Here is a 255-nt window from a genome sequence, read left to right on the forward strand (position 1 = left end):
TACCTTCACTAACTGCGATGGAGAGACGGAGAAGGCTAGGCTAGCGCGGCGTTGGTAGTCCGCGTTTAAGGTGGTAGGTTGATTTCTTAGGCAAATCCGGGAAATCGTACTTTAATGTACAGGCTGAGAGCTGATGACGAGTCACTAAGGTGATGAAGTAGTTGATGCCATGCTTCCAGGAAAATCTTCTAAGCTTCAGGTTAGCGGGAATCGTACCCCAAACCGACACAGGTGGTCGGGTAGAGAATACCAAGG

General features: G+C 49.4%; 1 rRNA gene. It reads left to right on the forward strand.

Going from position 1 to position 255, the window contains the following annotated elements:
• Positions 1 to 255, forward strand: a 23S ribosomal RNA gene (locus AAEY75_RS16100); the annotation flags it as partial.

Origin of the sequence: Psychrobacter sp. TB55-MNA-CIBAN-0194, assembly GCF_040309505.1 — a bacterium.
Lineage (GTDB): Bacteria > Pseudomonadota > Gammaproteobacteria > Pseudomonadales > Moraxellaceae > Psychrobacter > Psychrobacter fozii.